Below are 9,241 nucleotides of genomic sequence, written 5' to 3'. Positions count from 1 at the left end.
AAACGCCCGGTTACATTCCGAACCCGGAAGCTAAGCCTTACAGCGCCGATGGTACTGCAGGGGGGACCCTGTGGGAGAGTAGGACGCCGCCGAACTCCTTTTGAAGCTCCGGCTCTTGGGCGTGCAGCCCGAGAGCCGGAGCTTTTTTGTGTTGAGGTAAGGTCTCAGAGCATCATCGGCACGTTCCCCAGGAGGCCCCCGGGTGGAGGTCCAGGAGACCCGGGTCCAGACGGACCGGGTCCTCACCATCCCGAACATCCTCAGCATGGCACGCCTCCTCGGCGTGCCCCTTTTCCTGTGGCTCATCCTGAGGCCGGAGTTCGGTGGCCCCAAGAGCGACGGCTGGGCCCTGCTGGTGCTTGCTCTCAGCGGCGTCAGCGACTACCTGGACGGCAAGCTCGCACGGCGATGGAACCAGATCAGCAGCCTCGGCCGGCTTCTCGACCCCGCGGCCGACCGGCTCTACGTCCTGTCGACCCTGCTCGGGCTCACCTGGCGGGAGATCCTCCCTGTGTGGCTCACTGCGCTCCTTCTGGCGCGGGAGCTGATGCTGCTCCTGGCGGTCGGTGTCCTGCGGCGTCACGGCTATCCGCCGCCGCAGGTCAACTTCCTGGGCAAGGCGGCCACGTTCAACCTCATGTACGCCTTCCCGCTGCTGCTGCTCAGTGACGGAAGCGGGTGGATCGCGTCACTCGCTGCGATTTTCGGATGGGCGTTCGCGGGATGGGGTACAACCCTCTATTGGTGGGCAGGAGTGCTGTACGTGGTACAAGTCCGCCGCCTGGTCCGTGCGGACGCCATGGCCGACTGAGCCCGCCAATGGGGGCGGCCGCAGTGGCTCGATGGCCCGCTTCGGAAATCTGCGGGACAATCTTGACGGGTGAAGTCGGCTAGACCGTCGTCTTTGGAGGAGGACGCTTCCGACATGAAGGCCGTCGTGATGGCCGGAGGCGAAGGCACACGCCTTCGTCCTATGACTTCGAGTATGCCCAAGCCGCTCCTGCCGGTGGCCAACCGGCCGATCATGGAGCATGTGCTGCGGCTGCTCAAAAGGCATGGGCTGAACGAGACCGTCGTCACTGTCCAGTTCCTGGCCTCGCTGGTCAAGAACTACTTCGGTGACGGTGAAGAGCTCGGTATGGAGCTCACATATGCCAACGAGGAGAAGCCTCTCGGCACCGCCGGAAGCGTCAAGAACGCCGAGGAAGCGTTGAAGGACGATGCCTTCCTCGTCATCTCCGGTGACGCCCTGACGGACTTCGATCTCACCGACCTGATCCGGTTCCACAAGGAGAAGGGCGCGATGGTGACCGTGTGTCTCACCCGCGTTCCCAACCCCCTGGAATTCGGTATCACCATCGTCGACGAGGAGGGCAAGGTCGAGCGCTTCCTCGAGAAGCCGACCTGGGGCCAGGTCTTCTCCGACACCGTGAACACGGGCATTTACGTGATGGAACCCGAGGTCTTCGACTATGTCGAGCCCGATGTTCCGGTGGACTGGTCCGGCGATGTCTTCCCGCAGCTGATGAAGGAAGGCAAGCCGATCTACGGCTATATCGCCGAGGGCTACTGGGAGGACGTCGGCACGCACGAGAGCTACGTCAAGGCGCAGGCCGACGTGCTCGAGGGCAAGGTCGACGTCGACATCGACGGCTTCGAGCTCTCCCCGGGCGTCTGGGTCGCCGAGGGCGCCGAGGTCCACCCCGACGCCGTGCTGCGCGGGCCGCTCTACATCGGCGACTACGCCAAGGTCGAGGCCGGCGCCGAGATCCGAGAGCACACCGTCGTCGGATCGAACGTCGTCGTCAAGAGCGGGGCCTTCCTGCACCGGGCGGTCGTACACGACAACGTGTACATCGGCCAGCACAGCAACCTGCGCGGCTGCGTCGTCGGCAAGAACACCGACATCATGCGGGCCGCGCGGATCGAGGACGGCGCCGTCATCGGCGACGAGTGTCTGGTCGGCGAGGAGTCGATCGTCCAGGGCAACGTGCGGGTCTACCCCTTCAAGACCATCGAGGCCGGCGCATTCGTCAACACCTCGGTGATCTGGGAGTCGCGCGGGCAGGCGCACCTCTTCGGAGCGCGCGGGGTGTCCGGGATCCTCAACGTGGAGATCACGCCCGAGCTCGCGGTGCGGCTCGCGGGTGCGTACGCGACGACCCTGAAGAAGGGCGCCACCGTGACCACGGCCCGCGACCACTCCCGTGGTGCCCGGGCGCTGAAACGGGCGGTGATCTCCGCGCTGCAGGCCAGCGCCATCGACGTACGGGACCTGGAGAACGTGCCGCTGCCGGTGGCACGGCAGCAGACCGCGCGTGGCAGCGCCGGCGGGATCATGATCCGGACGACGCCCGGAGTGCCGGACTCGGTCGACATCATGTTCTTCGACAGCCAGGGCGCCGACCTGTCGCAGGCCAGCCAGCGCAAGCTGGACCGCGTGTTCGCGCGCCAGGAGTACCGGCGTGCGTTCCCCGGTGAGATCGGTGACCTGCACTTCCCGGCCAGCGTCTTCGACTCCTACACCGGGTCGCTCCTGCGGAACGTCGACACCACCGGGATCGCCGAGTCGGGCTTGAAGGTCGTCGTGGACGCCTCGAACGGAAGCGCCGGCCTCGTCCTGCCGAGCCTGCTCGGCAAGCTCGGCGTGGACTCGCTGACCATCAACCCCGGTCTCGACGAGTCCCGGCCGACCGAGACGGCCGACATGCGCCGTTCCGGTCTGGTGCGGCTCGGGGAGATCGTGGCGTCCTCCGGAGCCGCGTTCGGTGTCCGCTTCGACCCCGTGGGCGAGCGGCTGTCCCTCGTGGACGAGAAGGGCCGCATCATCGAGGACGACCGCGCCCTGCTGGTCATGCTCGACCTGATCGCCGCCGAGCGGCGCAGCGGCCGTGTGGCGCTGCCGGTGACCACCACCAGGATCGCCGAGCAGGTGGCCGCCTACCACGGCACCCAGGTGGAGTGGACGACCACCTCCCCCGACGCCCTGACGCGCGTCGGCGGCGAGGAAGGGACCATCTTCGGCGGTGACGGCAAGGGCGGGTTCATCGTTCCCGAGTTCAGCAGCGTCTACGACGGCACGGCGGCCTTCGTGCGGCTCATCGGCCTGGTGGCACGCACGCAGCTCACCCTCAGCCAGATCGACGCGCGGATCCCGCGGGCCCACGTTCTCAAGCGGGACCTGGCCACCCCGTGGGCCGTCAAGGGCCTGGTCATGCGCCGGGTCGTCGAGGAGGCGGGAGACCGCCAGGTGGACACCACCGACGGCGTGCGGGTCGTGGAGGCCGACGGCCGCTGGGTGATGGTGCTGCCCGACCCGGCCGAGGCGGTCACACACCTGTGGGCGGAGGGCCCCGACGACGCGTCCGCCCAGGCACTGCTCGACGAGTGGTCGGCCGTCGTGGACAGCGCCGGGCGCTAAATACGTACAGTACCGACGCGTGCCGGACAAGTGTCCCCAAAGGGGCCTGTCCGGCACGCCGGTGGGGCCGTTCGGAGGTACCGGCCGGACCGTGCGACGATGTGCGGCATGCCGCAGCAACCCCCCATTCGGAGCACACCCGCGCGGCCCTCCCGTCCGGACGCTTCCATGTCGTTGATCACCAACGTCATGGACCACAGTCTCGACGACGGATACGCCGAGGCCGCCGAGCGGAAGAAGGCCGCGGGCGAAGGCGGCATGCCGAAGACCCTCAGGGCGAAACTGGGTCTCGCGGCCGGCCTGGTGCTCGCCGCCCTGGTGGTGACCGTGGGGGCGGCGCAGGCGCGCGTGGCGGCCCCGACCGTCGCCAAGGAGCGCGAGGAGCTGATCGACCGCATCGACCGCGAGACCGCGGCGGCGGACAAGCTGGAGAAGGCCGTCGACGAGCTGCGTGACGATGTCGGCGCCCGGCAGCGCAAGGCGCTGGAACAGAGCGGCGGCCACGACCAGGCTGACCTGGTGGGCGTCCTGTCCGGTGCCACGGCGGTGCACGGCCCCGGCGTGAAGCTGGTGGTGGACGACGCCAAGGAGGCCGGCACCGGTGGGGACGGGGACCCCCGTCAGGCGGCGGGTTTCTCCGACACCGGCCGGGTGCGCGACCGGGACATGCAGCGCGTCGTCAACGGGCTGTGGCAGTCGGGGGCCGAGGCCGTCACCATCAACGGGCAGCGGCTGACCGCCCTGTCCGCGGTCCGCGCCGCGGGTGACGCCATACTGGTCGACAACAGGCCGCTGGTACCGCCGTACACGGTGCTCGCGGTGGGGGACGGCGACCGGCTGAGCAGCCGGTTCCAGAACAGCCCGGACGGACTGTACCTGCACGCCCTCCAGGAGAACTTCGGCATCCGGACCGCCATCTCCGTGGAGAGCGACCTCCGGCTGCCCGCCGCACCCAGCGTCATCGTTCGTACCGCACAGCCGAGCACTGAGAAGGGCACATCGTGATCGCCGTACTGGGCCTCGTCGTGGGAGTCGTGGCCGGCCTGTTGGTCCGGCCCGAGGTTCCGGCGGTCGTCGAGCCGTATCTGCCGATCGCCGTCGTCGCGGCACTGGACGCTGTCTTCGGCGGTCTGCGGGCCATGCTCGACGGCATCTTCGACGACAAGGTGTTCGTCGTGTCGTTCCTGTCGAACGTGGTCGTGGCCGCGCTGATCGTGTTCCTGGGCGACAAGCTGGGCGTCGGCGCCCAGCTGTCCACGGGTGTGGTGGTCGTCCTCGGCATCCGCATCTTCTCCAACGCCGCGGCGATCCGACGGCACGTGTTCCGGGCGTGAGGCCGATGAGCGAGCAGGAAGAACAGGGCGAGACCAGGCTGCGCAGGGAACTGCCCGAGGAGGTGCCCGCACGGGCCGCCGGCGGTGAGGAGCGGCACGAGGCGCCCGGGACGGGGTCCGGGGCCGCGCTGACCGGCCGGCAGCGGCTGGCCGACGGACTGTGGCCGCCACGGTTCAGCCGCGCCCAACTCATCGTCGCGCTGCTGCTTTTCGGCCTCGGCTTCGGCCTGGCCGTCCAGGTCGCCTCCAACAGCGACAGCGACAGCGCGCTGCGCGGGGCACGTCAGGAGGATCTTGTCCGCATCCTCGATGAACTGGACGACCGCACCCAGCGTCTTGAGGACGAGAAGCAGGGTCTGGAAAAGCAGCGCCAGGAGCTGGAGAACAGCTCGGACCAGGCCGAGGAGGCCCGCAGGCAGACGGCCGAGAAGGAACGGCAACTCGGCATCCTGGCGGGCACCGTGGCGGCGCAGGGACCCGGCATCACCATCACGGTCGACGACACGAAGGGGACGGTTCAGGCGGACATGCTGCTCGACGCGATCCAGGAGCTGCGCGCGGCCGGGGCGGAGGCGATCCAGGTGAACGGTGTACGGGTGGTCGCCGGCACCTACCTCACGGACTCCGGCAAGGGCGTGGAGGTCGACGGGAACAAGATCGGCACGCCGTATCGTTTCAAGGTCATCGGCAAGCCGCAGGACCTCGAACCGGCGCTCAACATCCCCGGAGGCGTGGTGCAGACCCTCGAGAAGGAGCAGGCCACGGTGACCGTCGAGCGTTCGGACAAGATCGTCGTGGACGCCTTGCGGGCGGCGAAGCGGCCTGACTACGCTCGGTCGTCCTCCCGGTGAACAGGGGGAGCATGGGGCTCGTCCGGCAAGGGCAAGAGGTTGCGGGGGGTCGGCGCACCGATCGGGTGGTGCGTGGTGGAAACTGTCTGGTGGATACGGACGTTGTGAGGATGTCCGGGTCGGCCGGTGTATGCAGTCAGGGTTCGTCCTGCCCCACGGGCGGGTCTGTTTCGGTCAAGGGGAATCGCCCGTGAAGTTGTTTGCGAAGTTGTTCGGCAAGAGCGCACGAGAGGACAGCGGCAACACGTCCGCTCGTCATCGCGCGGAGCCCGGTGCGGAGGGCCAGCGGCCGCTGTTCCGGGACCAGGTCGCCGGTCCGGGCGGCGACATTTCCGGTGGTCAGGGCGCGCCGTCTGTTGACCCTGGTCAGGCGGGCGGCATAGGTTTCGGGCAACCGTCAACCTCAGGTACGGGTGGAGGGTCGGCCGCCGACCCGTACGCGTCCCATGCCCCGGCGGGGCAGCCCCGGCAGGAGGATCCGTCCATGTCGGCCCTGGTGTGCACGAGGTGCGGCAACCGCAACGCCGAGAACAGCCGCTTCTGCTCCCACTGCGGTGCGCCGCTGCGGGCCGGTGCGGCGCCGGAGCGTCTGTCGGAGACCACGTCCACGATCTCCATCTCCGGTATCGAGGCGTACGACGCCGAGGCGACCGGCCAGACGCCGATGCTCTCCCCCGAGGCGCAGGCGGCGGTCGACGCGCTCCCGCTGGGCTCCGCCCTGCTGGTGGTGCGCCGCGGACCGAACTCCGGCAGCCGCTTCCTCCTGGACGGCGAGCTCACCACCGCCGGACGTCATCCGCAGAGCGACATCTTCCTGGACGACGTGACGGTCTCGCGCCGGCACGTGGAGTTCCGGCGCCGTCCGGACGGCTCGTTCACGGTGGCCGACGTCGGCAGCCTGAACGGCACCTACGTCAACAGGGAGCGGATCGACGAGGTCGCTCTTGCCAACGGTGACGAGGTCCAGATCGGCAAGTACCGGCTGGTCTTCTACGCGAGTCGGCAGGCAATCTGACCGTCCCCCGAACGCCGTCCGGGGGGACTCAGGGAAGGTCCATGCGCCAAACACCGAGCGGCGGTGCCGGATACGGCGCCGCCGCCGCGGACACTGGGCTGATGAGCATCGGCACGGTGCTGAACGTGCTGCGCGACGAGTTCCCCGAAGTCACGATCTCGAAGATCCGCTTCCTGGAGTCGGAGGGCCTGGTCGAGCCCCGGCGCACCCCCTCGGGGTATCGCAAGTTCAGCGCCGGGGACGTCGAGCGACTCGCCCGCGTCCTGAGGATGCAGCGGGACCACTACCTTCCGCTGAAGGTCATTCGCGAGCACCTGGACGCGGTGGAGCGCGGCGAGGCCGTCCCGCTGCCGGTACTGGGCCGGCAGCGCGAGGGGGAGGCCGGCCCGGCGGAGCCCGAGACGCCCACGGCGGCCCGGATCGGCCGGGCCGAGCTGCTGGCCGCCGCCGGGATCGAGGAGCGGGACCTCGAGGAGTGGGAGGCGTACGGGCTCCTCACTCCGCTGGCGGAGGGGGGCTACGACGCCCGGGCGGTGACCGTCGCCTCGCTCGTCTCCGAGCTGGGCCGCCACGGGATCGAGCCCCGGCACCTGCGGGTCATGAAGGCGGCCGCCGACCGTGAGGCCGGGCTCGTCGAGCAGGTGGTGGCCCCGCTGAGGCGGCACCGCAATCCGCAGACCAGGACCCACGCCGAGTCCCGTGCCAGGGAGCTGGCCGGGCTGACGGCGAAGCTGCACGCGGCGCTGGTGCAGACCGCGCTACGGGCTGTCCCGTAGTACGCGGTGGATCAGCGTGCGGCGTCGGATGCGGTGCGCCGCAAGGCGGAGGGTCGTCCTCGTACTGGGCGTATTCGGGTGATCCGACAACGCGGCGAGGTGCCGTGGCTGTCGTCGTGCGCCCGCCGGGATTGCGGGACAGCCCTTGGGGGTGTGGCTGCCCTGAACGGGCCGGAACACGACGGCCCGGATCGGCCACCCGTTCCGGCCCGACTACCCAAACCTTGCGACCACGGCCTAGGGTTGCTGTGTGAACGAGCTCGATGTCGTAGGTGTCCGGGTCGAGATGCCCTCCAACCAACCGATCGTGCTCCTGCGCGAAGTGGGAGGCGACCGCTACCTCCCCATCTGGATCGGGCCGGGGGAGGCGACGGCCATCGCCTTCGCCCAGCAGGGCATGGCCCCCGCGCGACCGCTGACGCACGACCTGTTCAAGGACGTGCTCGAGGCCGTCGGCCAGGAACTCACCGAAGTGCGCATCACGGATCTGCGGGAAGGCGTCTTCTACGCGGAGCTGGTGTTCGCGAGCGGAGTCGAGGTGAGCGCCCGTCCGTCCGACGCCATAGCGCTGGCCCTGCGCACCGGGACGCCGATCTACGGCAGCGATACGGTGCTCGACGACGCGGGCATCGCGATCCCCGACGAGCAGGAGGACGAGGTGGAGAAGTTCCGCGAGTTCCTCGACCAGATCTCGCCGGAGGACTTCGGCACCAGCAACCAGTAGTCGCCGTACGTGCGGGGCCCGGGGCGCTGCCAGGCGTGGGCGGCGGGCTGCGGCGCGGGACGGTTCTCCGGGGCCCGACCCGGCGCCCGGCGCAGGTGCGCGGCTGTCCGCGGCAGCGCGCGGAGCGGCGCCGTCCGGCGGCACATGCCACCGGCTGGAGGCCGTTCTACGGCTCCCCGGGCAGGGCATTCGGCTAGCCTTTCCCCGCGGTGGGGTGCGGGAAACCACTCTTAGGGTGATTATCACTCGGCGTGCCGAGTGTGGCGATCGTTGACGCACCCCTGGTGACTGCCTACCGTCGAGAAGGCAGGTCGAGGACGGAGGTCGGCGTGGGAAGCAGCGGCGACGGTACGGCTGGGGGTGCCCCCGGACGTGGTGTCGGGGGAAGCGGTCCGTACCCACCTCCGGGCTCTCGGCTCCGCCCCGGCTGGGGGTATGTCCAGCCCGGCAGCGCGGCCGACCGCGCTCCGCAGCGACCTACGGCCGTGCCGAGCAGCGGAGGGGCGACATCCATGGCGTCCGAGCAGATCGGCTACCGCGGTCCGACGGCCTGCGCGGCCGCCGGCATCACCTACCGGCAACTGGACTACTGGGCGCGCACCGGTCTGGTCGAGCCGAGCGTGCGGCCCGCCTACGGATCCGGCACGCAGCGTCTGTACAGCTTCCGCGACGTCGTGGTCCTCAAGATCGTCAAGCGGTTCCTCGACACGGGGGTGTCCCTCCAGAACATCCGCACCGCCGTCCAGCACCTGCGCGAGCAGGGTTTCCACGACCTGGAGCGTCTGACGCTGATGAGCGACGGCGCCACGGTGTACGAGTGCACCTCCCCCGACGAGGTGCACGCGCTGCTCCAGGGCGGCCAGGGCATCTTCGGGATCGCCGTCGGCGTCGTCTGGCGGGACGTGGAGAACGCGCTGTCGCAGCTGCACGGGGAACGTGTCGACACCGGCGAGACGCTGCTCGGGCACAATCCGGCCGACGAGCTGGCGCGCCGGCGCAACAGGGCGGTCTGACACCGGCCGTCCGGTCCGGGGACCCGCCACCGGTCCGCACCCGGCCCGGGCTCGCCGCCGGTCGTCCGTTTCCCGGGTTTCCGGGTTCTCAGGTTCTCAGGGTTCCC

At 69.6% G+C, this 9,241-nt stretch carries 9 protein-coding genes and 1 rRNA gene; all 10 read left to right on the top strand.

Annotated elements, in window-relative coordinates; genetic code table 11:
* Nucleotides 1-95, top strand: a 5S ribosomal RNA gene (gene rrf, locus ACWDNY_RS25975); the annotation flags it as partial.
* Between the two features lie 107 nt (nucleotides 96-202).
* Nucleotides 203-811 (top strand): CDP-alcohol phosphatidyltransferase family protein, encoded by a 609-nt coding sequence (locus ACWDNY_RS25970; protein WP_451648207.1) that lies wholly within the window; start codon nucleotides 203-205, stop codon nucleotides 809-811.
* 114 nt (nucleotides 812-925) lie between these two features.
* On the top strand, nucleotides 926-3,421 hold the full coding sequence (locus ACWDNY_RS25965; RefSeq protein WP_451648206.1) for a sugar phosphate nucleotidyltransferase: 2,496 nt from the start codon (nucleotides 926-928) through the stop codon (nucleotides 3,419-3,421).
* Between the two features lie 99 nt (nucleotides 3,422-3,520).
* Nucleotides 3,521-4,426 (top strand): DUF881 domain-containing protein, encoded by a 906-nt coding sequence (locus ACWDNY_RS25960; protein WP_451648205.1) that lies wholly within the window; start codon nucleotides 3,521-3,523, stop codon nucleotides 4,424-4,426.
* A complete protein-coding gene (locus tag ACWDNY_RS25955) occupies nucleotides 4,423-4,755 on the top strand; it encodes a small basic family protein (RefSeq protein ID WP_003988855.1) in 333 nt (110 codons plus the stop codon). The genes ACWDNY_RS25960 and ACWDNY_RS25955 overlap by 4 nt, the downstream gene beginning before the upstream one ends.
* 5 nt (nucleotides 4,756-4,760) lie before the next feature.
* A complete protein-coding gene (locus tag ACWDNY_RS25950) occupies nucleotides 4,761-5,606 on the top strand; it encodes a DUF881 domain-containing protein (RefSeq protein WP_451648204.1) in 846 nt (281 codons plus the stop codon).
* A 130-nt stretch (nucleotides 5,607-5,736) separates the two neighbouring features.
* Nucleotides 5,737-6,621: an FHA domain-containing protein gene (locus ACWDNY_RS25945; protein WP_451648203.1), complete on the top strand. Its 885-nt coding sequence runs from the start codon at nucleotides 5,737-5,739 to the stop codon at nucleotides 6,619-6,621.
* A 41-nt stretch (nucleotides 6,622-6,662) separates the two neighbouring features.
* Nucleotides 6,663-7,397, top strand: a complete 735-nt coding sequence (gene ftsR / locus ACWDNY_RS25940) for a transcriptional regulator FtsR (protein ID WP_451648202.1) — start codon at nucleotides 6,663-6,665, stop codon at nucleotides 7,395-7,397.
* Between the two features lie 250 nt (nucleotides 7,398-7,647).
* Nucleotides 7,648-8,121: a bifunctional nuclease family protein gene (locus tag ACWDNY_RS25935; protein ID WP_004934251.1), complete on the top strand. Its 474-nt coding sequence runs from the start codon at nucleotides 7,648-7,650 to the stop codon at nucleotides 8,119-8,121.
* Between the two features lie 329 nt (nucleotides 8,122-8,450).
* Entirely contained in the window at nucleotides 8,451-9,134 is a 684-nt protein-coding gene (locus ACWDNY_RS25930; RefSeq protein ID WP_451648201.1) for a MerR family transcriptional regulator, read from the top strand.
* Nucleotides 9,135-9,241: the final 107 nt, after the last annotated feature.

The organism is Streptomyces sp. NPDC003697, from assembly GCF_053587115.1.
This window is presented reverse-complemented; position numbering and strand designations above follow the sequence as displayed.

What these genes read in the sequence shown, in the direction of transcription:
- ACWDNY_RS25945 (WP_451648203.1), top strand. Translation starts at nt 5,737, where the DNA reads ATGCAGTCAGGGTTCGTCCTGCCCCACGGGCGGGTCTGTTTCGGTCAA.
- ACWDNY_RS25950 (WP_451648204.1), top strand. Translation starts at nt 4,761, where the DNA reads ATGAGCGAGCAGGAAGAACAGGGCGAGACCAGGCTGCGCAGGGAACTG.
- ACWDNY_RS25965 (WP_451648206.1), top strand. Translation starts at nt 926, where the DNA reads ATGAAGGCCGTCGTGATGGCCGGAGGCGAAGGCACACGCCTTCGTCCT.
- ACWDNY_RS25960 (WP_451648205.1), top strand. Translation starts at nt 3,521, where the DNA reads ATGTGCGGCATGCCGCAGCAACCCCCCATTCGGAGCACACCCGCGCGG.
- ftsR (WP_451648202.1), top strand. Translation starts at nt 6,663, where the DNA reads ATGCGCCAAACACCGAGCGGCGGTGCCGGATACGGCGCCGCCGCCGCG.